At 58.7% G+C, this 21,903-nt stretch carries 14 protein-coding genes and 2 pseudogenes; 8 read left to right on the top strand and 8 right to left on the bottom strand.

From position 1 onward, the window contains the following. The 3 genes from C1D09_RS08970 to C1D09_RS33070 form a co-directional block, all read left to right on the top strand. A partial coding sequence (locus C1D09_RS08970) for an N-formylglutamate amidohydrolase (protein ID WP_143973934.1) occupies positions 1–652 on the top strand: 652 nt, incomplete at its 5' end. A 14-nt stretch (positions 653–666) separates the two neighbouring features. Then, a complete protein-coding gene (locus C1D09_RS08965) occupies positions 667–1,986 on the top strand; it encodes a type I glutamate--ammonia ligase (RefSeq protein ID WP_143973933.1) in 1,320 nt (439 codons plus the stop codon). A gap of 255 nt (positions 1,987–2,241) precedes the next feature. After that, entirely contained in the window at positions 2,242–2,439 is a 198-nt protein-coding gene (locus tag C1D09_RS33070) for a hypothetical protein (RefSeq protein WP_167514539.1), read from the top strand. 289 nt (positions 2,440–2,728) lie between these two features. Here the strand turns inward: C1D09_RS33070 and C1D09_RS33705 are convergent. Together C1D09_RS33705 and C1D09_RS08955 are read right to left on the bottom strand one after the other, a co-directional pair. After that, a pseudogene (locus C1D09_RS33705) lies at positions 2,729–3,247 on the bottom strand (IS3-like element IS426 family transposase); the annotation flags it as partial. A gap of 387 nt (positions 3,248–3,634) precedes the next feature. Continuing rightward, the gene (locus C1D09_RS08955) at positions 3,635–4,096 is read right to left on the bottom strand and encodes an Lrp/AsnC family transcriptional regulator (protein ID WP_126057703.1); all 462 of its coding nucleotides are present in this window, start codon (positions 4,094–4,096) and stop codon (positions 3,635–3,637) included. Between the two features lie 282 nt (positions 4,097–4,378). Here C1D09_RS08955 and C1D09_RS08950 point away from each other — a divergent pair, with 282 nt between their 5' ends. From C1D09_RS08950 to istB, 5 genes and pseudogenes are all read left to right on the top strand, one after another. Next, on the top strand, positions 4,379–5,572 hold the full coding sequence (locus C1D09_RS08950) for an aminotransferase class V-fold PLP-dependent enzyme (protein WP_143973932.1): 1,194 nt from the start codon (positions 4,379–4,381) through the stop codon (positions 5,570–5,572). Between the two features lie 38 nt (positions 5,573–5,610). Continuing rightward, complete coding sequence (locus C1D09_RS08945; RefSeq protein ID WP_143973931.1) at positions 5,611–6,756, top strand: M20 family metallopeptidase; 1,146 nt, start codon at positions 5,611–5,613, stop codon at positions 6,754–6,756. Between the two features lie 277 nt (positions 6,757–7,033). Continuing rightward, positions 7,034–8,499, top strand: a pseudogene (gene purF / locus C1D09_RS08940) (amidophosphoribosyltransferase). Between the two features lie 261 nt (positions 8,500–8,760). Further along, the gene (gene istA / locus C1D09_RS08935) at positions 8,761–10,308 is read left to right on the top strand and encodes an IS21 family transposase (protein ID WP_143973930.1); all 1,548 of its coding nucleotides are present in this window, start codon (positions 8,761–8,763) and stop codon (positions 10,306–10,308) included. A gap of 16 nt (positions 10,309–10,324) precedes the next feature. Further along, positions 10,325–11,101, top strand: coding sequence for an IS21-like element helper ATPase IstB (istB, locus tag C1D09_RS08930; protein ID WP_095802987.1), 777 nt, complete (start codon positions 10,325–10,327; stop codon positions 11,099–11,101). A gap of 312 nt (positions 11,102–11,413) precedes the next feature. On the opposite strand, the gene C1D09_RS08925 is transcribed toward istB, so the two are convergent. From C1D09_RS08925 to C1D09_RS08900, 6 genes are all read right to left on the bottom strand, one after another. After that, positions 11,414–12,874, bottom strand: coding sequence for an aspartate ammonia-lyase (locus tag C1D09_RS08925; RefSeq protein ID WP_143973929.1), 1,461 nt, complete (start codon positions 12,872–12,874; stop codon positions 11,414–11,416). A gap of 203 nt (positions 12,875–13,077) precedes the next feature. Next, entirely contained in the window at positions 13,078–15,552 is a 2,475-nt protein-coding gene (locus C1D09_RS08920; RefSeq protein ID WP_143973928.1) for a GcvT family protein, read from the bottom strand. 1,204 nt (positions 15,553–16,756) lie between these two features. Beyond that, entirely contained in the window at positions 16,757–17,938 is a 1,182-nt protein-coding gene (locus tag C1D09_RS08915) for a M24 family metallopeptidase (protein ID WP_143973927.1), read from the bottom strand. A gap of 738 nt (positions 17,939–18,676) precedes the next feature. Further along, positions 18,677–19,576 carry a succinate--CoA ligase subunit alpha gene (gene sucD / locus C1D09_RS08910; RefSeq protein WP_143973926.1) on the bottom strand — a complete coding sequence of 300 codons (900 nt, stop codon included), beginning with the start codon at positions 19,574–19,576 and terminating at the stop codon, positions 18,677–18,679. Continuing rightward, positions 19,564–20,772: a malate--CoA ligase subunit beta gene (locus tag C1D09_RS08905; RefSeq protein WP_143973925.1), complete on the bottom strand. Its 1,209-nt coding sequence runs from the start codon at positions 20,770–20,772 to the stop codon at positions 19,564–19,566. The genes sucD and C1D09_RS08905 overlap by 13 nt, the downstream gene beginning before the upstream one ends. 18 nt (positions 20,773–20,790) lie before the next feature. Continuing rightward, positions 20,791–21,753 (bottom strand): HpcH/HpaI aldolase/citrate lyase family protein, encoded by a 963-nt coding sequence (locus C1D09_RS08900; RefSeq protein ID WP_143973924.1) that lies wholly within the window; start codon positions 21,751–21,753, stop codon positions 20,791–20,793. Between the last annotated feature and the right edge of the window lie 150 nt (positions 21,754–21,903).

Here is a 21,903-nt window from a genome sequence, read left to right as displayed (position 1 = left end):
CTCTCCAACCGATCTCGCACGCCATATTGCTTATGACATCGGTGCTCTCGGCGTTAGTGAACGCTTGTCCGAACGACTCGACGCCGAGTTGATCTACCAGCGCTACTCCCGGCTTGTTGTTGACTGCAATCGCCCGCCACATAACCCGACAGCGTTTGTCACCTTAACGGACGGAACGACTATTGCTGGGAATGTACATCTAACTGTGCCGGCTGCCGCCATGCGCCTATCCGAGATCTTTCATCCCTATCAAGCCAGGATCGAGCACGTGGTTCGGACCCGTCTTGCCGCAAAGCGTCCAACGGTGATATTGGCCGTCCACAGCTTCACCCCTTGGCACACGGACTACCCGACGCCGCGCCCTTGGCACCTAGGCCTTCTTTTCAACAAAGATCGCCGCCTCGCAGATGCGCTTGCCGAAGAATTCAAGAAGGCGGGGGATCTCGTTATCGGCCTCAACCAGCCTTACGCGCTGGAAGATGAATCGGATTATACGGTACCCGTCTACGCAGAACATCGAGGTCTGCTCGGAATCGAGTTCGAGATTAGGCAGGATATGATCACGGAATCGGCCGATCAGATCGAATGGGGTGATCGGTTGGCGGAAGCACTCAGAGCTGCGCTTAAAAGCATCGCTCCTGAATTCGTCTGAAAGGAACGCACGGCATGAGCCAGCAAACTAGGTATGAAAATCCCCGCATGGTGATGATTGGCAATCAGGACTTGTCGGGTGTAATGCGCGGCCGCTCGGTTCCGGTGGAGCGAGTTTCTGATGTGCTGAAGGCCGGCCTTCCCTGGGTACCAGTCAATGTCCTTATATCGCCGCTCAACACGCTGCCGTTGGAAAACCCGTTTGGCCCGGTCGGCGAAACTCGATTGAAAGCGGATCTATCGGCCGTCGTGGTGCTGCCTCAAGTGGGCCAGAGGCCGTCGGCAACAGTTTACTTGGCAGACATAGAGACGACAGATGGCGAGAGCTGGCCCGTGTGTCCGCGTGGCCAGCTCAAGCGCGCTATTGCTGATCTCGAGTTAGAGTTCGGGCTGACGATGGTCGCCGGTTTCGAGCACGAATTGTATATCTACGGCTTACAGGACGAAGCCACCCCGGCATTCTCTCTTCAAGGCAATCGCGCTGTGTCGGCATTGGCAGAGGACGTCTACGCTACCCTTGCCACCGGGGGCATTTCACTTGAGCAGTTTGCGGCCGAATACGGCGCACATCAGTTCGAACTGGCCAGTCCGCCCGCAAATGTTCTCGCAGCCGCAGACCAAGCGGTGTTTGCTCGTGAAGTAGTCCGCGATGAAGCCTGCCTACGCGGCCTGAGGGCGACTTTCATACCCAAGCCGGATCCGGCTTCAGCCGGCAGCGGGGTACACATCCATTTCAGCCTATGGCGGAAAGATGGGTCGCCAGCGACTGCGCGGCATGGTCGCCTTGTTCCGGAAGCGGCTTCCTTCGCCGCCGGAATCCTTCGAAACTTGTCAGCGGTCGTAGGCTTTGCAGCCCCCTCGGTGAACTCATTTGCCCGCTTCCGACCTTCTAGCTGGGTGGGAATCTATTCGTGCTTCGGTGAGCGCAATCGCGAAGCGGCCATTCGCTTTTGCCCACGGGGCAGCGATGCAGAAGGATGGCATCGCGGGGCGTCCTTGGAATTTCGAGTGGCCGACGCAACCAGCAACCCTTATCTTGCACTCGCCGCCCTAATCCGTGCAGGCCTTGATGGGCTAAGGGACAAACTGGCCGCGCCAGTGAACGTTGACCACGATCCGGCCGCTATGACCGAAGCCCAACGATCAGCTGTGGGCGCGCAACAGCTACCTGCGTCTCTCCGCGACGTGATTGCCGGGATTGATGCTGACGGCGCCGCCAATCGATGGTTTGGTGAGCTTTTCTGGTCTGCCTACCGGGCATCCCGCTTCAATGACATCGCGGATGCAGAGCAAGCGGGGGACCGGTACGTTGAGCGACTCGCCAAGGCGATCTGACATTTTCGAGAGCGCGATCTGCATCAAAGCTCGCTTTGACTTTTCGCCAAGTGCTTCTGGAACGCAGCGGGGTAGCGGTCCCAGTCAGTCTATAACGCATTCGACCGAGCGCCCCGCAGATACAGCGACAGAAGTGATGGCCCCAATGTCGAGCCATCATGCGCGGCAATCCCTCTATCTCGCCGACACGTATAGCGCTCCGTTCCATCGCAACTCCAGTTCCGCCGCGACCAGCCCGTTCTGCGGATCGATCGCGTGGTACTGCCGGAACACCCCGATCACGCTATAGCGTGCCGCCTCGAGACCGCGCACCGGTGCATCACGAACCTGATCGCGGCGGCTGGCCGCTTATGCTTCGGCCTCGACCAGTACGGTAATCGCTCCCGGCTCGATAACCCGCAGAAGACCTTCATCGACGTCGACGCGCAATCCTCCGAATCGCGCACGCAATAGTATCTAGAATTGAGAGCTTCGCACGTTCTATTGCGTTATCAGGCATCGTCTCCAGGCTGGAATTGAGAACGTGCCTAATGAGTTGCGTTGTCACATCCACTCAGCCCACTAGGTGCCGGGGCAGCCCGAAATTATTGTGTGGGAGGCTTGTGGTTCCAGCTTGCTGGCGCGATAGCGCATCCCACTGACCTATTAGTAAACTTTATCGGTGATATGCGGATGTAATATCACTTCAGAGTTTCGACGATATATGCCCTTCGATTGAATCGTTGGCGACCGGGGTGAATCATTGGATCGGGTTGAAGGCCTGGGCAAACAGTCTGGTGTTTCCCGCGGTGTAGGCGCTGTCCCTGTCGGACAGATTTTCAATCGCGCTTGGCGCTCTTGTTTGCACCGAGGCGTTTTTCCACGCCGGGCAGCATCATGTCGCGGACATCGGAGCCGGATATTCCGGCATTGGCGACTGGCCCAGGCGATGATCTTCCCGTCGAACGCATCGATGACGAATTCGACGCGGACGACCGCACCATTCTCAGCAGGTGAACTCCAGACCATCGGCGCACAAGCGCAGGTTCGATCGCATCATCATAACCTTGCCATCGTGGACTCGGCCGTTGCTTTCCAGCAGCATGGTATGGTTCGCCGTGATCCGACGGAGACGCTTGCGATTGACGGGTGGCTGATCGGCGGCTCGCCTTTCCCAAGGAGAAGGGCGGCGATCCGCCGATCAGCCATAAGTCGGCTGCGCATCGACCAGCCTGCGAATGGCAGGAAGCAGTTCAACGTCATCGGCCTTCAAATAGTGTCCGGTCGAAAGCGGGGGCAATGCACCATGTCCACCACGCGTTACCGTGCCGACGACAGCGACCCAGACAAGGAGGAGGAACTATGGCACCTGCTAGGTTTTGCGAGTGCTGATCGGCAGCGGAGACCTCCGATCGCCGGGCCTACACCATCGGAAGACGTTTTGCAGGTGCGTGGCAGTCCTCCCCGCGCAGTTCGTGAAGTCACAAGTGAAGCCGATCGAAAGCGACGTCAGATACTGGCGCCGACGGCCATGTTAAGATAAGAATGACGTCGGCGCAGTTTTCAGCAGTCCGAATGTGTATTACTATCTGACGAACCACGATCGTTATGAGGTCGACTTGAGACAGCAAAGTCCAAGCGCGACACTTGATTTGAGCGAGTACTGCCCTTATTCTTCAATAGGCAGAGCCAATGACGCTTTGATCCGATCCATCACGACCATCGTCTTGACTGCTTTGATATCGGACTCATGAAAAAATCGGCGGGTAAATGCCTCATACTCGGCCATGTCCTGGACAGAGATCAAGAGAACAAAATCGGCTTCACCCGTTACATAGTACGCACTCATGATCTCAGGCGTGCGCCGAACCGCCTGCTTGAACCGATCAATGATATCTACCCGCTCACGCTCGAGACTGATCGACGCCAGCATGAGCATGGGACGACCCACGGCTTGTGGCGAGACTATGGCAACATCAGCCTCGATCACACCTTCATCACGCAGTCGCTTCAGTCGCCGCTGACAAGCTGTCGCAGAAAGGCCCGCAAGTTCGCCCAATTCAGCCGTCGTCAGGCGATTGTCGCGCTGCACTGCGTTGAGAAGCTTGCGATCAACTCGATCCAGGTCCATTTCACGATCACTGCAAAAAAGGAAAGATTTGCGCAGAAAAACTGCTTGGCTCACACGATATTAGCCTGAGTTCCACAAGGATCAAGCCATAAAATGATCCGATCAGCGAAAGGCATTTGCCTCCCGGTGGTGAACCTCTTGTCCTTATAAGTTCGGCCGAATGGTATGATCGCCCGCAAGGTAGCTCGATGGCTTCTCAATCAAGGCATTTTCGTTGCTCACAACTGCAGAAATGGGCGTCCTGAGTAAGTTTTGCGCTCTTTACCCACGAACACGGATCTGATGACGATCATGACAAGCCATTTTCTTCCTTTGGACGTCCTCCGGCAGGAATTTCCAGCCACCAAAAACGCCATTTATATGGATGTTGCAAATCAGGGGCTCATATCCAGAACCACCCGCACGTCTATGGATCAACATCTTGATAATCGGCTAAATGGCCTGAATGACGAAGAAGGAATGATGCAGCTTGTCGAGCGAACACGTTCGAGATTCGCTGAATTCGTGGGGGCCGAAAAAGACGAAATCGCCGTTACGAAGAATGCATCAGAAGGCATTAACATAATCGGAAACGCGATTGTTTGGAAGCCGGGAGACAACGTTGTCCTGTGCCGCCAGTTGGAGCACGCAAACAATATCCTCCCTTGGCTGCAACTCAGGGACAAGCACGGAATTGAGCTGCGGGTGGTAGAAACTGAAAACGGTGCAATCCCGTGCGACGCTATTATCGATCAGACCGATTCTCGTACCCGTATCGTCACAGTTTCGACCGTTACAATGGTCCCGGGCTTCAAGACAGTGATGGAGCCGATAGCTGCGGCTTGCAAGCGCCTCGGTACCTTTCTTTTGGCCGATGCCTCCCAATCAGTTGGTATACTACACACCGATGTCACTCAGCTTGGCGTCGACGGTTTGGTGGCATCATCTTACAAGGGGTTAATGGGCCTCTATGGGTTGGGATTTCTGTATTGCCGCCGGGAATGGGCCGATCGCCTAAGCCCTGCCTACCTCGCTCGCTTCAGTGTCGATTTGGGCGACGCGCCAGAGTCGGCTCCAATATTCGACTCGGTAAGATTGCGCGCCGGCGCGCCCCGTTTTGAAATTGGCCATTACAACTTTCCCGGCGTTATTGCGGTCTACGCGTCCATCGGACAGCTGATCGAAATTGGCACGCCCGCCATTGAACAAAGTGTTACATCGGTTGCAAGGCGACTGGCATCGGGCCTCCTAGATCTCGGACTGCCCGTCTGCGGCGGAGCACCAGGCGATCATACCGGGAGTATTGTTGCGCTTGGGGATCCAGCACCTGGTTCGCGCGAAGCAGATAGCCGCATTCAGTCGCTTCACGAGCATTTGCTGAAGAACCAGGTGATCGTCTCGGTTCGCCGGGGAATGCTTCGCTTCTCGCTACATTTATACAACACAGCAGACGAGGCTGACCGAGTTGTCGGCCTGGCAAAGAACTGGCTGGCATAGCCGCACGCTTGCATTCTCAAGGAGGGATCGGAGTATTCATGTCGTCCATCAGCGCACAAACGGTAGAGCTTCTCAAACAACTTATAAAAATTGAGAGCATCAACCCTTCAGCGTCGGCGAAGGGGAGCGGTGAACAAAAGATCGCTGAGTTCCTCGAGGCCTTTTGCCGAGAGCGAAATCTGCCCTTTGAGTATCAGGAGGTCACCGACGGCCGCGCCAACTTCTTCACCTGGGTTCCTGGGCAGGAGCCCGATAGGCGTGTCCTGTTCATATCGCATATGGACACGGTGCCGGTTGACAATTGGGAGGCAGATCCTTTTTCGCCAGACGAGAGGGACGGTCGGATTTATGGGCGAGGAAGTTGTGACGATAAGGGCCCGCTCGCGGCAATGCTCATGGCTCTTAGCACCCTAGGGGAACGTAAGCCACGATGCACGATTGTTTTGGGTGCAAGCGTCGACGAAGAGTACCGGAAGAAAGGAGCGCGAAAAATCGCTGAATCAGGTGTGTCCTACGAGGCCGCAGTGGTCGGTGAGCCTACTGACTTGGAGCTTGTCGTTGCACATAAGGGCTCGGTCCGCTGGCAGGTTGAAGTGGAGGGTGTACCCGCTCACAGCTCCAAGCCCCATCTTGGGGTGAACGCGATCACAGGAATGGCCAAGGTTATCTTGGCACTCGACAAGATCAATGCAACTCTGTCCAAACGCGCGCACCCGCTGGTTAGCCCCCCGACTCTCACGATTACACTCATCGAAGGGGGTACGGAATTGGCGACGGTACCGCCATCCTGCCGCGTGTGGATCGACCGGCGGCTTATACCGGGAGAACGACCGGCAGACGCGCTACAGGAGGTAGAGAACATACTGGAAGGCCTGCGCCAGGGTCCCGATGGGATCAAGGTGCGCTCGCTGCTACCCGCTCTGGAAGATCCAGCCCCCCCGAGCGCGGAAGCAACAAAGATCGCCGCAGTAGCGGCAAAGGCATGTGCTGAAGTTGCCGGAACGGGCCAGCACCGCGGAGTTCCATATGGGACGGATGCGAGTCAGCTCTCGTTGGGAGGTATTTCCTGCGTTATTCTTGGACCTGGAAGTATTGATCAGGCTCATACTGCCAACGAGTATGTCGAAATTGATCAGCTGACTAAAGCTGTCGAAATCTACCAAAAGATTATGCTTAGCTACTAGGGCCCATCTGGCGCAATCACACAGGAATAGGTCCCGCGATGCCGTCGGCTTCGCGGGCCTATTTACCCCCAAGATCGATTTTCAAGCCGTATGAAGCCACTCACATGATGTCGCTGATGCCGGATAATCATGACTGAGCTCCGATGCGACAAGAGTCTGGCGCATTGGAACGGATCTAATTGGCTGCGGGGTCCTTCGCGTCCGACATCGGCGGCCTCATGGTCAGATTCAGGCGAAGAGACCGGCCGCCTTATTTTCCGGCTTGTCATCGTGACCGATGGTTGAGGTAGATAAACTCTTCTCGGCGGAGGCCGATGATCATTTTCATGATGAATGCGGCATATTCGGAATCTTCGGCCCTTGGGATGCGGCCACTGTCGTCACCCTCGGCCTGCATGCCCTGCAGCACCGGGGCCAGGAGGCGGCGGGCATCGTCTCCTATGACGGCACGCAGTTCCACGTCGAACGTCATGTCGGCCTGATCGGCGACACCTTTACCAAGAAGCCGATCCTCGAGCGGCTGAAGGGCACGCGCGCCATCGGCCACACCCGCTACGCCACCGCCGGCGGACCCGGGCTGAGCAACGTACAGCCCTTCTTCGCCGAGTTGGCCGACGGCGGCTTTGCCATCACGCACACCGGCAACATCACCAATGCGATGCTACTGCAGCGTACGCTGCAGAAGCAGGGTTCGATCTTCTCGTCGACGTCGGACACCGAAACGATCCTGCATCTCATCGCAACCAGCAGCGGGAAGGACGTCAATTCGCGCTTCATAGATGCGGTTCGCCAACTGGAGGGCGCGTTCTCACTGGTAGCGCTGTCGTCCACAAAAATGATCGGCTGCCGCGACGCGCTCGGGATCCGGCCGCTGGTACTGGGCGAACTTGACGGCGCCTGGATCCTGGCCTCAGAGACCTGCGCGCTCGACATCATCGGTGCGCGCTTTGTTCGAGACCTGAAGCCTGGCGAGATGGTCATCGTCACCGCTGAGGGAGTGGAGAGCCTGTTCCCGTTCGAAAAACAGAAACCGCGGTTCTGCATTTTCGAGTATGTCTATTTCTCTCGTCCGGATCGTCGGTCGAGGGCCGCAACGTCTATGAAGTGCGAAAGAAAATTGGCGCCGAGCTCGCCAGCGAGAACCCGGTCGATGCCGATATCGTAGTGCCTGTGCCTGACGGCGGCACGCCGGCCGCGATCGGCTTCGCCCAAGCCGCCGGCCTGCCCTTCGAGCTCGGCATCATCCGCAACCACTATGTCGGCCGCACCTTCATCCAGCCGACCGAATCCATCCGCCACATGGGCGTCAAGCTGAAGCACAATGCCAACCGCCGGATGGTCGAGGATAAGCGGATCGTACTGGTCGACGATTCCGTAGTGCGAGGCACAACCAGCCAGAAGATCGTACAGCTGCTGCGTGATGCAGGCGCGAAGGAAGTGCATATGCGCGTCGCATCGCCGCCGACACGCTCCTCATGCTTCTATGGCGTCGACACGCCCGAGACGGCGAAACTCTTAGCGTCGCGCATGTCGATCGAGGAAATGGCCAAATTTATCCGTGTCGATTCGCTCGGCTTCCTGTCGATCGACGGGCTTTATCGAGCTCTCGGCGAAACGGCCCGTGAGAACAAACAGCCTCAATTCTGCGACGCCTGCTTCACTGCCGAGTATCCGACCCGCCTGCTCGACCAAAAGGCGCTGAACGTCCGGGCTCTGTCGGCTTTCGCCGCAGGCGGACAATGAATCTGGCTAGCCAGTTGGAGCGGCTTCGTGGTCGGTATGAACCCCGAAGGACTGCCTGCTCGGAAGGTTGAAGGGTGGTCAGCCTGCGTGTTTCGGTAATTCCCGGACACCCTTTTCGCTAAATCCCGGACAGTGATTTCAGTAATTCGCGGACAGCGATTCCGCTAAATCCCGGACAGTTTTCGGGAGCGGATTTAGCGGTCGGTTCTTGGCTGCGCCGTTCTGGCAGTTTGGCCTCTCACGATGATGTTGAGAGGGGCCATGCCGAGACGGAAGCAAGCGAGACGAACGAGTGTGAGGGACATCCAAGCGATCTTGCGCCTGACCCATGAGCAGGGTCTTTCGGTGCGTGAAGTGTCGGAACGGCTGAAGATCAGCAAGACGACAGTATCGACCTATTTGCTACGGGCGCGGGAGGCCGGGCTGTCATGCTGGCCTCTGCCGCCGGGCCACGACGACGCGACACTTGAGCGGCTGCTGTTTGGCCGTGCCGGGCGTCCGCCGCAAGACCTGAGCGAACCGGACTTTGCGCTGATCGCCAGGGAGCTGAAGCGCAAGGGGGTGACGCTGACGCTGTTGTGGCAGGAGTATCGCGCCGCCCATCCCGACGGCTACGGCTACACCTGGTTCTGCGAGCACTTCGCCGCTTTCGAGCGCCGGACGAGCGCGACATTCCGCAATCGGCATGCGGCGGGCGCGGTGATGCAGACGGACTATGCCGGGCAGACGGTGCCGGTGATCGATCCGGCGACCGGCGTCATTTACCCGGCGCAGATTTTTGTCGCGGTGCTGGGCGCATCCAATCTGACCTTCGCCTTTGCCAGCTCCAGTCAAAAGCTGCCGGACTGGATCGAGGGCCAGGTACGAGCGCTCGCCTTCTTCGGCGGCGTCACCAGAGCGATCGTGTGCGACAACCTGAAGGCCGGTGTCGTCAAGGCGCTGTGGTTCGAGCCGACGCTGAACGCGACCTTTGCCGCCATGGCCGAGCACTACGACACCACCGTCCTGCCGACCCGCAGCCGCAAGCCGCGCGACAAGGCAAAGGTCGAAGGCGCGGTGCTGATTGTCGAGCGCTGGATTCTGGCGCGGCTGAGGAATCGATCCTTCTTCTCGATCGCCGAGCTCAACGCGGCGATCGCCGAACTGCTCGAGGAGTTGAACAACCGGCCGATGCGCCATATCGGCCAAAGCCGCCGCGAACTGTTCGAGGAGATCGAGCGGGCTGCCTTGAAGCCGCTGCCGGCGGCACCGTTCGAATACGCCGAGTGGAAGTCGGCGAAGGTCCATCCTGATTACCATGTCGAGGTCGACAAGACCTTCTACTCGGTGCCGCACCGGCTGATCGGGCGCACCGTCGAGGTGCGGCTCACGCATCGAGTGGTCGAGATCTTCCACGATCACCAGCGTGTCGCCAGCCATGTGCGTCGCTCGCAGCGTTCCGGCCATGTCACCGTCAACGAACACATGCCCAAGGCGCACCAGCGCTACGCTAACACCACGCCGGCCAGCCTGATCAGCCGGGCGGCCAGGATTGGCTCCAACGCCGCCATCCTGGTCGAGCGCATGATGCGCGACCGACCGCATCCGGAACAGGGATACCGCTCGGCCATGGGCATCCTGTCGCTGGCGCCGCGCTATGGGCCGGAGCGTCTCGATGCCGCCTGCGAGCGGGCGCTGCTGATCAACGCGATCGCCTACTCCTCCGTCACCGCCATCCTCAAAGCCGGTCTCGACCGAGCCAGCTCTGCAGAACCGGCAAAGCCGACACCCCAGCACGCCAACATCCGCGGCTCCACCTATTACCAGTGAAGGAAAGGAAGAAAGAATGCTGACGAACCCCACCCTCGACCAGATGCAAACCCTCGGTCTGGCCGGCATGGCTGCCGCCTGGCGCGAACTGGCCGAACGGAACAACGCCAACGAGCTCAGCCGTGACGAGTGGCTCGGCCTGATGCTCGACCGCGAGGTCGCTATACGGGCCGACAAGCGCGTCCGGAACCGGCTCGCCTCAGCCAGGCTGCGCTTTCCCGAAGCCTGCATCGAGGACATCGACTTTGCCGCGCCACGCGGGCTCGACCGGCGCAGCACCATGGCGCTCGCCCAGGGCGAATGGCTGAAAGCGCATGAGAACCTGATCGTCACCGGCCAGACCGGAACCGGCAAGTCGTGGCTAGCCTGCGCCTTCGGCCGGCAAGCAGCACGGCTTGATCATTCCGTGCTCTATGTGCGCGTGCCGCGCCTGTTCGAGGATTTGGCGCTCGCCCGTCTCGATGGCCGCTTCCCACGCCTCATCGACAAACTCACCCGCGCACAACTGCTCATCCTCGATGACTTCGGAACCCACTCCCTCACCGACCAACAGCGCTTCCATCTGTTCGAAATCGTCGAGGAACGCTATCGCCGCAAATCCACCCTGATCACCGCCCAGGTCCCGGTGGCCAGATGGCATGACCTGATCGCAGACCCCACCGTCGCCGACGCCATTCTCGACCGGATCGTGCACAACGCCCACCGCATCGTGCTTCAGGGCGACAGCATGCGAAAGCAAAAGGCTGCGCCCCTCTTGACCGGCACCGAAAACGGCGAAATCAATCATCCATGAACGCAACAAGGCACCCGAGGACCGACGCCGCCAGACTGTCCCGACATTAGCGAAACCACTGTCCGGGAATTAGCGGAACCCCTGTCCGCCTTTTTGCGAAATGCGCAGTCAGCCAAAGGGCAAACCTGGCCTGGTAACGTTGAACTCGGACGGGAACCAGTCTGCGAGCTTACTGCGGAAGGATTCGATCCAGCTTAAGCCCGAAGTACGCACCACCTCTGAGCGATCCCTGGTCCGTGTATGTTCGAACACGGCTCGCCGACAGATGCAGCGTCGGTGTCCGGGCACAGCGCCGCTGCGCAGATCAGTCGATCAATCTTCGGCCTGCTGTTGTGAAGCAGGTCGCGATCGCGTCGGGCGGGTCAAAAGGTGCGGATCGGCGGTTTGCGCGATTAGATCCTCAGAAAGGTCCGGCTGCTCGGCCAGGACTTCGCGGATCGTTTTACCGGAGGACAGGACAAGCTTTGCAAGCTCCGCCGCCCGATCATACCCGATCGCGGGCGTCAGAGCTGTTGCCACGGCGGTGCTGGCTTCGAGATGTCTGCGGCAAGTCTCTGCATTGGCGGTAATGCCCACTACGCACTTCGTGCGCAGAACATCGACGGCATTGGTCAGAAGCTCAAGCGAGTGCAGTATGTTGTAGGCGATCACCGGCTCCATGACGTTCAGCTGCAGCTGTCCCGCTTCGGAGGCGAGTGTAATCGTGAGATCGTAACCGATGATCTGGAAGGCGACCTGATTGACCACCTCCGGCACTACAGGATTGACCTTTCCGGGCATGATCGAGGAGCCGGGCTGAAGCGCTGGCAAATTGATTTCGTTGAAGCCGCCACGCGGGCCGCTGGAAAGCAGCCGCAGATCGTTGCATATCTTCGAGAGTTTCGTGGCCGTCCGCTTCAGCATTCCCGAGAAGAGCACGAAGGCACCGGTATCCCAGCAGGCTTCGATCAGATTTCCGGCCGGGACGACGGGCAGGCCGGAAATCGCGCGCAACTCGGCGACAGCTGCCGCCTGATAGCCGGGGTTCGTATTGATGCCGGTGCCAATCGCCGTGCCACCGAGATTGATTTCATGGAAGAAGGCGGAAATCTCACCGAGACGGGCTACATCTTCGCGTAGTGTCGTCGCGAAAGCCTGAAACTCCTGGCCAAGCGTCATCGGAACAGCGTCCTGCAACTGCGTTCGGCCAAGCTTGATCACGTCCGAAAAGTTCTCCGCCTTGGCCTCCAACTCGCCCGCGAGCTGCTCCAAAGCTCGCTGCAGCGTTCCCCGCGACAGAAGGATCGCAAGACGGATCGCTGTCGGATAAACATCGTTTGTCGATTGAGCGAAGTTGACCTCGTTATTGGGATGCAGTTGGTCGTATTGTCCGCGTGGCAGTCCCATGATCTCCAAGCCGCGGTTGGCGATCACCTCATTGATGTTCATGTTGGTCGAAGTGCCGGCGCCGCCCTGAAACACATCGAGCGGGAACTCGGCACGATGTCTGCCCGCCGCGATTTCTGCACAGACTTGGCAGATGACATCGGCCTTTTGCTTGTCCAGATCGCCGAGCGCGGCGTTGGCGCGTGCCGCTGCCATTTTCACGTAGGCAAGCGACTTAATGAAGTTCGGAAAATGGCTGATCCGGATACCCGAAATCGGGAAGTTAGCGATGCCCCGAGCCGTCTGCGGGCCATAATAGGCATCGACCGGGATGCTTACAGGGCCAAGCGGATCTTTCTCGATGCGCTCTATTTGTGGAGCCTTCTTCACCACGATTACCTCAGTCATTGCGCTGGCGCAGTTGGCTCGGAGGCGCATGTCAGTTGGACGCCTCCAACTCGGAGCTCATCGAAGCCTCGTCATAGCTCCGCGGGCCGAGCGGTCCATAGGCCACAAGGAAAGTAGCCTCCGGGCTTCGAAGTAGTTGCGGCGCGGATCCGGCCGGGGGACAGAAGAGAACCAGCTCGCTCCGCCTCCAGGTGGCGCACGACCTATTGTTTAGCCCGATCGCCGTTTGGATCGAAAAACGCCCGGAGCGAAGCGTCGCATTCGTAGAGTTTGCCGGCGATCTCGATTTCCCATCTACTGTTTTCGATCAAGTCCTTCGTGACACCAGCGGGGTGGTTTACATATCCCATTCCGATTGACGTTCCGATGGTAAAGCTCTTCACGCCGGAGGAAATATATCCGACAATCCTCCCGTCGCAGCGGATAAGCTCTTCGTGAAATAGGACTGGCTTCGGATCGCGAAGCTTGAATGATACCAGTCGTTTTTTAAGTGGCCCGGCATTTTTCTGGGACGTCAATGCCTCTTTTCCTATAAATCCGCCCTCTTTATTCCAGTCCACCGTAAATCCCAACCCCGCTTCAAGCAACGTATCAACTGGCGTTAGATCGAGCTGGTATTCTCGGTAAGCGCGCTCGGACCGCAGATGTTCAAGCGCGTGGTACCCTGCAGCCTTGAGGCCATACGCCTGGCCGGCCTCCCAAACAACATCGAACACGTGCTGTGCCATCTCGGTTGGAATATGAAGCTCCCAGCCAAGTTCTCCGACATAAGTTAGCCTGTTGGCTATCACACGAGCATATCCGATATCGATTTCCTGACTGGTAGCGAATGGGAACGCCGAATTCGCCAGATCTGTGTCGGTTACCTGCGATAGGATCTCGCGCGATCGCGGGCCTTGCAATGAGAGGACCGCGTACCCAGACGTGAGATCACTGACCGTGACATTCCATTCGTCTGTAATGTGTTTTGTGATCCAGGCCTTATCCCGGGGATGGACGGTCGCTGACGAGATGATTAGGAACTCTGTCTGCGACAAGCGGTTTACAGTGATATCTGTCTCTATCCCGCCCTTTCCATTGAGCATGTGGGTGTATACCAGCTTTCCTACAGGTACATCCACGTTGCCGGCGCAAAGCCACTGAAGGAAACGGCAGGCATCGCGACCCTGAACCAAGTGCTTGCCGAAAGAGCTTTGGTCCAACAAGATGGCATTGTTACGGGCAGCCTTGCACTCCTGACTGGTATATTTGAACCAACTCGGCTCGTCGTAGGAGTAGACGTTTTTAGTCGATTCCCCCTCCCCCGCGAACCACATGGGACGCTCCCATCCCATTCCTTCGCCAAAGCTAGCTCCAAGCCTCGCCCACCGATCGTGAAGAGCGCTTTTGCGGACACCTCGGGACGTTTCAGGCTGGTAAGCCGGCCAGTGCATCTTATAGTGAAGACCCAACACTTCGGCTGTGCGATCGTGCAAATATCGTTTATTGATCTGGAAGGGATGGAACCGGGCGACATCCACGAAGCTGATGTCCATCTGAGGCTCACCGGCAATGATCCACTCTGCCAGAGCTCGTCCTGCTCCCGCGCCGTATTCAATGCCCTCTGAATTATAACCTGTCGAAACAAAAAGATTTTTCGATCCAGGGACTTCACCAATCATGAACAGAAGGTCAGGGGTGAAACTTTCAGGACCATTGAAAAACTTTGCAATGCCGCAGTTCGCAAGATCAGGAACAATCTCTATCGCTTTGGTCATCGGTAGCTCAAAGTGGTCCCAATCTTCAGGAAGCTCGATGTACGCCGTTTCCTTCGGAAGCTTCCCCATCGGCAAAGGTTTTCCCCAAGGCTCGAAGGCACCAACCAAGAGCTTTCCTGTATCTTCCTTGAGATACACATGCCCGTCGGTGTCGCGTAGCACTGGCAAGGTGGGCGTCACGAAATCCATGGCTTCGGTCACTACATAAAAGTGCTCTGCCGCGTATATCGGAATTCGTGCACCTAACTTCGACGCAAGTTCTCTGGTCCAAAGCCCACACGCAAGTACGAGAATTTCAGTTTCAACAACTCCGTCATTAGTTCGAACCTGGTAGTGCCCGTCTGCTGTGCGCCAGAGGTCTGTGACTTCTGCGTTTTCGGAAATCTTTACGCCGTTCTTTTTGGCGCCAAGAGCTAACGCCATGCATGTGTCGACAGGATTGGTCTGGCCGTCACCAGGGATAAAGACTGCGCCTTCGATGATTGACGCGTTGAGCGCTGGATAGAGTTTTTTCGCCTCGCTCGGCGAGATCATGTTGGCCTCAAGGCCAAAACTTTTGGCGATCGAGGCGTTGCGTGCAGTTTCGTATAGGCGTTCCTTGGTTCTGGCGACCCCAAGCGTGCCATTTCGCTTAAATCCGGTGGCTTGGCCAGTCTCGGCCTCCAGCGCGGAGTAAAGTTCAGCATTGTATTTTGCGATCTCCGTCAGTGCGTGGGTCCCACGCGTCTGCATGATCAAACCCGCGGCGTGCCAAGTTGTACCGGAGGTAAGACTGTTGCGCTCCAAGAGTGCGACGTCCTTCTTACCGTTCTTTGCAAGGTGAAAGGCAACACTTGCTCCCGCGATCCCTCCACCAACTATGAGGATCTCGTGGTGGCGAGTCGCTGTTTCACGAGGACGGAAAGGCGGATTCGTAATCATATGTATCCTTGTTCGGTTTCACTCGGAGCTGGAGCGGCAAGGTGTTTCGACGAGTTCGGCCATGTTGAGCTTATGCAGGCCGCTACCGCGCATTTCCGGCTTTATGATCATGAGTCAGTCACTTTCCAGCAGACTAAGGGGCGAGGCTCGCGTAGATCGCGCTAATTGGGCCGCAAAAGCGGTGTCGTTCTGCGTATTCTTCGGTTGGGCGCTGATTTATTGCGCGCGGAGAGCGGGCGGCGCTGATGAAGCAAGGTCAATCTGATCGCCTTGCAAAGCGCGCCGCAATCCGCTCGCTAGTCACAGCGCTATCGAGGGCGGTGAAGGGCCGCTATGTGAGAGATGGCGCAGTTTGCCATCTGGGCGCTCCGACACGGCATCATATAGGTTGCCGACACAAACTGCTTGAGGAAACCATCGACAGCCAACACAATGATGAACCTGGGGCATACCCAGAGAAGACCCCACCCCCGATATCCTCTGCGGCGTGGTCGCCTTTGCCGTCGGACGGCCAAGGAAGCTGAAGGGCGGGCGCCCCCCTCACCGTCCGCCCCCCAGCGAATAGAACCAGCGCTTTGCCCAGTGCCACGGCTGTCCCGCGCGCGACTGTGAGACGCGCGTCGGCACCCTCGAGCTCGCGCATCCCAAGCTGCGGAGGGCTCTGCTTCCCGGTTAAACGACGCTGACCGCAGTCGTGCGGGAGGTTGGCGTGAACGACCAATAGCGGCCGCTGCTGACCAGATCCGGTGAAGTCCTCAGCTCGTCGCCACCACGGTTGCCGCGAAGCTGCATGGTACCAATCCAAGCGATCGGCTCAACGGCTAGATCAAGTGGAAGACAATGGTCGGCGGCTTCTTCTCCAAGATGCCATAGTCCGCCTCGCAGGTGCGCTGCTCCTGCTCATGGCGATGAAGGAGCTTGTTAGGCCAGATGAGCCATGATCCGCTTCTGGGCCTGCCGGCATTGGGCTGATACGCCGGCTGCATGCCAGAGCGCGCGGCGACCAAGTCCCCAGCTACACCCTTCCGTGGGCACTATCTCGCATCGATTGAGAAAGATCTGTGGCATTGACGGGTTATGAGTGACCGGAATATTGATAGTTGCCAAACAGGTAAATTCAGCGCTCTTCCCGGGTGAGATGAAAAGTTAACGGATTGGGAAGCGACTTCCGCCACCTTCCCAATCCGGCTGCCTAAAAGCTTTCTTAGTCTACGATTATCAACTCTCGTGCGACGTCGGCTAGCCGCTCGCCACCCTTTTCGGTAACAACAAACGACTCCGAGATTGCGGCTCCGAAGGCAGGAGGCCTCACTCCTGATTGGAAATGGAAGCACATGCCAGCCTGGAGCACGGTCTTTTCGCCAGCGCGAATGCTCACAGTACGCTCGCCCCAGTCAGGCGGGAAATTCATGCCGATTGAGTAGCCGGAACGGCCTTTTTTGACGTACCCGTGGCGGTTTAGAACGCTCAGCCAAACGGTGTTCAGTTCGTCGACGATTACACCCGGCTTTGCCATTTCTAGAACAGCGTCGCCACCTTCGATGATGGCATTGGCGAGGTGCTGGGCCTCCTTAGGTGGCCTTCCCATATAGACCGTACGCGTCAGAGGCGCGTGATAGTGGCGCCTGGCCGCTCCAATCTCCAGGAGAACCAGCCCCGACCTGGGCAGGGGCTTGTCCGACCATGTGAGGTGTGGAGCGTTCGTCTTCTCGTCAACTTGGATCAATGGACAGAGGCTTGTATAGTCACCGTACTTCCCATCAACACCTCTTGTCTGATCGGCATAAATCTGAGCGACGATTTCGTATTCAGGAACTCCTGGCTTCAGATTATTGATCGCCTGGCGCATGGTGTGGCTGACAATCCGACCCGCTTCCCTCATGTAGACGAGTTCGGCGTCGGATTTAACCAGTCGGGCCCAATTAACGAGGCCGCGGCTGTCAGAGAACTTTGCATTTGGAAGGCCGTTGACAAGGTGCTGATGCGCCCGCGCTGTATAAAAATGCGCATCGAGCTCGACCCCTATGCGATCGGATCCCCAACCGCGGGATTTTATGATTTCGCTGACTTCGTCGTAGGGATGCAGTTCCACGTGATGGAGCCGGTCATCGGAGAAGTTGATGATATCCTCAGCAGCCAGGTTCGTCGTTGCACGAGCGCCGTTTACGTCAACCAGCCGTCCGATCCACACCGGCGAGTCCGACTTCAGATGCAATAGAACCACTTGAGGCGTGTAGAAGGACCAGGCGTCATAGCCGGTCAGCCAGCACATATTTGCGGGGTCTTGGCAGATTAGCAGGTCAAATCCTGCTTCCTCCATCCGTCTCTTCACGTCTTGGATACGACGTCCATACTCCGCCGGCTGAAAGGGTTTCTCAAAGTCCATTTGTAGTCGTCCTCTAAACCTAGGTTGGCTGACCGGACCAAGCATTCATGCCCAATCCGTGCTGGTTCCAAACCTAGCATGCTTCAGAGGCCTGCTTCGCGCGGACCTCTTCGTCCAATCGCAGAAAACCTGCGTTATTTGGGCTCCGTGCGCAGCTTCACCTCCCCTTGGGAAAGGGGCTCGGCGCATGTCCGCAGGGCTGCGGCCTTTTGAAATAGCCGGACAACGGTGGAAATGTGACCCGCCGCTTGATCCACGGAAGAGCGACGCCGAGGGCGGGGCTCTTCTGGAGAACGCTGCAGTACAGGCAAGCTGGCGTCATCCAGATCAGATGGACCACCTGGGACGGACCACGCCCGTGCAAATATCCTGCCCGAAGGCCGTCGTGAAACCGCCTAGGCAAAGCGGCGTTGCGCATGGCCCCCTGTAGGGCATTGGCGGCGGAGACAATCCCCGATTTTAGCATTCCAATACCGAGCTAATACGCCTCCCCCATGCCAGAGCCCGCCTGGCATACTGGTAGCGGTGACGTGCTGACCCACAACTACCTGGTTTCATTTATGCACTGTTCAATCTGCTAAAGACGCCCCGCAACTTGGCGCTCGCAAGACGCGGGCCGCGACATCATTTGTCCGAAGCGCCGCCGAAAGGCGCGCTACTTTGCAAGCTTCGTCGTCTTGGACACAAAGCGACGAAGCGGCTTTTTACCCGGTCCTCAAAATTGACCGGAATGTTGCGCTATGCTGCGTTCGTCCGATCCGCCATCACGCCGGCAACGATCTCGCCGAAGGAAGCTGGCGTCGGCACGATGGTGACGCCGGCCTCCTTCAAGATCTCGACCTTCTCTTGAGCAGACTCGCCGAAGGCGGATATGATGGCGCCGGCATGGCCCATGCGGCGGCCCTTCGGCGCGGAAAGACCGGCAATGTAGGCGATCAAGGGCTTGCGCATATTATCGCGCGCCCAGAGCGCGGCTTCGGCTTCCTGCGGGCCGCCGATCTCGCCGATCATCACCACGGCGTCGGTATCGTCGTCCTGCTCGAACAGTTCCAGGATGTCTTTGAAGGACGAGCCGTTGATCGGGTCGCCGCCGATCCCGACGCTGGTCGACACGCCGATGCCCAGCGCCTTCATCTGTGATGCGGCCTCGTAGCCGAGCGTGCCGGAGCGGCCGACGATGCCGACGCGGCCGGGAAGATAGATGCTGCCGGGCATGATGCCCATCAGCGCCTGGCCGGGCGTGATGATGCCGGCGCAGTTCGGCCCGATCAGCCGCATGCGGTCCTCGAAGCGGTAGCGGCGCATGTAGCGCTTGACCCGCATCATGTCCTGCGAGGGAATGCCGTCGGTGATGCAGACGCAGAACTTGATGCCGGCATCCGCCGCCTCCATGATCGAATCGGCGGCGAAGGGCGGCGGCACGAAGACGATGCTGGCTTCGGCGCGAGTTTCGCGTACCGCGCCCTTGACGGTGTTGAACACCGGCAGGCCGAGATGTGTCTGGCCGCCCTTGCCGGGTGTGACGCCGCCGACCACATTGGTGCCGTAACGCTGCATGTCTTCGGCGTGAAAACTGCCGATCTTGCCGGTAAATCCCTGCACGATTGCGCGGGTGCCACGGTTAATCAGAATTGCCATTCTTTCTTCCCCTCAGCCTGCTTTTTCATCGTGGCAGACAGCCAGGCGGCGACGGCTTTGTCGGCGGCTTCGGCCAGTGTTTCGGCGACGATCACCGCCTCGCCGGAATCGGCCAGGATGCGGCGCCCTTCCTCGACCTTGGTGCCGGCCAACCGCACCACCAACGGGACGTTGACGCCGACTTCGCGGATTGCCTTGACAACACCCTCGGCGACCCAGTCGCAGCGATTGATGCCGGCGAAGATGTTGACGAGGATGGTCTTGACATTCTTGTCACCAAGGACGGCGCGGAACGATTTCGCAACCCGCTCGGGCGAGGCGCCGCCGCCGATGTCGAGAAAGTTCGCCGGCTCGCCGCCGGCGATCTTGATCATGTCCATCGTCGCCATGGCGAGGCCGGCGCCGTTGATGATGCAGCCGATGTCACCGTCGAGGCCGACATAGGAGAGGCAACGGTCACTGGCAAAGGTTTCGCGCGGATCCTCCTGCGACTTGTCGCGCAATTCGGATATTTGGGGACGACGAAACAGCGCGTTCTCATCGAACGACATCTTGGCATCCAGTGCCATCAGATTGCCATCACGCGTGACGACCAGCGGGTTGATCTCCAGCATCGAAGCGTCGTAGTCGCGAAACACGCGGTAGCAACCAAGTAGCGTTTCGGTCGCCTTGCCAATCAGGTTGTTTTCGAGACCAAGCCCGAAGGCGATCTCGCGCGCCTGATAGTGCTGCATCCCCGCGCCAGGGTCGACAGTCGCGCGAATGATTGAATCCGGCTGCTTTTCGGCAATCTCTTCGATCTCCATGCCGCCGGCCGCAGACGCGACGATCATCACCCGCTCGGCTTTACGGTCGAGAACAAAGGCGAGATAGATTTCCTGGCCTATGTCGACGGTCTCTTCGACATAGAGCCGCGACACCAGCTTGCCCCGCGGCCCCGTCTGATGCGTCACCAGCTTCCTTCCGAGCATCGCCTCGGCCGCATCGGACACTTCTTGGTCGGACGAGCAAATGCGGATGCCGCCCGCCTTGCCGCGCGCACCGGAATGGATCTGCGCCTTGACCACCCATTTGCCACCGCCGATCTCGCTGGCACGGTATGTCGCCTGCTCCGGACTGTAGGCCAGACCGCCGCGCGGCACATGCACGCCGTGACGGGCAAGCAGTTCCTTGGCCTGGTATTCGTGGATGTCCATCATGTCCTCCCGGTATGTCTACTGCGCCGCCATATGCGCCTGGCCGGCGCGCCCGATCGCCTCGTTAACCGCCAGCACGTTGCGCGCCATGCGTTCGGAAGCCGCGTCGATCATCTTGCCGTCGAGCGCCGCAGCGCCCTTTCCCAGAGCCTCGGCTTCCTTGAGCACCTCAAGGATGCGCCTGGCCCGCGCGACCTCCTTTTCAGGTGGCGAGAAGACGTCGTTGGCGAGTGCGATCTGCGAGGGGTGGATCGCCCATTTGCCTTCGATGCCGAGTGCCGCGGCGCGCTTGGCACCGGCGATATAACCCTCCGGATCGGAGAAATCGCCGAACGGCCCGTCGATGGCGCGCAGGCCGTAGGCGCGGCAGGCGACGGTCATCCGCGATAGCGCAAAATGCCACTGGTCGCCGGGATAGTCGGGGTTGAGGCCGCCAATGTTGACGGTGCGTGCCTTGTTGCTGGCCGCATAGTCGGCGACGCCGAAATGCATCGCTTCCAACCGGCCGGGCGTCGCGGCGATCGCCTCGACATTGGCCATGCCGAGCGCGGTCTCGATCAGCGCTTCGAGGCCGACGCGGGTCTTGTAGCCCTTGGCCATCTCGATCTGGTTGACCATCGCCTCGACCATATAGAGGTCAGCCGGAACGCCGACCTTCGGCACCAGAATCGTATCCAGCCGGTCGCCGGCCTGTTCCATCACGTCGACCACGTCGCGGTACATGTAGTGCGTGTCGAGGCCGTTGATGCGCACCGAGACGGTCTTGCCCTTGGCGCGCCAGTCGATGTCGTTGAGCGCCTGGATGATGTTCTTGCGGGCGCGTTCCTTGTCGGGCGGCGCGACGGCATCTTCGATGTCGAGGAAGACGAAGTCGGCGGCGCTGTTCGCCGCCTTGTCGATCATCTCCGGACTGGAGCCGGGAACGGCCAACTCGCTGCGCTGCAGCCGTAGTTTCTTCAGGTGGTTGATCGTGTGGCTCATCGCGGGCTCCCAGCATCGGGCTGTTGCTTTTGCGTCCTATTGTGTTCTTCACAAGCTAGCACGCCTTGGACGCCGGGGTTGTGCTGCCCGGCCAGTGATGCCGCACAAGATCTGCATTTTTGCGGTCGCTAACGCAGCAAATCCTCTTCC

Source organism: Mesorhizobium intechi (assembly GCF_002879535.1).
GTDB lineage: Bacteria > Pseudomonadota > Alphaproteobacteria > Rhizobiales > Rhizobiaceae > Mesorhizobium > Mesorhizobium intechi.
This window is presented reverse-complemented; position numbering and strand designations above follow the sequence as displayed.